This is a genomic window from Streptococcus sp. IsoGale022 (genome assembly GCF_031142805.1).
GTDB lineage: Bacteria > Bacillota > Bacilli > Lactobacillales > Streptococcaceae > Streptococcus > Streptococcus sanguinis_A.
Genome location: NZ_JAKZJI010000041.1, coordinates 1 through 519, shown reverse-complemented (window position 1 = coordinate 519; position 519 = coordinate 1). Strand labels below are relative to the sequence as shown.

General features: G+C 54.7%; 1 pseudogene. It reads left to right on the top strand.

The features are described from left to right. Positions 1-519 (top strand): annotated as a pseudogene (locus RG608_RS11535) (hypothetical protein); the annotation flags it as partial.

Sequence of the window (519 nt, the reverse complement as noted above, 5' to 3'; positions counted from 1 at the left end):
TGAAACTGAGGCACTCGTTGAAGCGGACGTACTTGCGGATACAGATGCACTCGTTGAGGCAGACGTACTTGCGGATACAGATGCACTCGTTGACGCTGACGTGCTGGCACTTACCGATGCACTCGTCGACGCTGATTCACTTGCGGAGACAGACGCACTCGTCGACGCTGATTCACTTGCACTTACGGATGCACTGGTTGATGCGGACGTGCTGGCACTTACTGAGGCGCTGGTTGAAGCTGAGGTACTTGCACTTACTGAGGCGCTAGTTGAGGCGGATGTACTTGCACTCACTGACGCACTCGTTGACGCTGAGGTGCTTGCACTTACAGACGCGCTGGTTGAGGCGGATGTACTTGCGGATACTGATGCACTCATCGACGCTGATTCACTTGCGGAGACAGACGCACTCGTCGAAGCTGATTCACTTGCACTTACTGAGGCGCTAGTTGAGGCGGATGTACTTGCGGATACTGATGCACTCGTCGACGCTGACTCACTTGCAGAGACAGATGCACC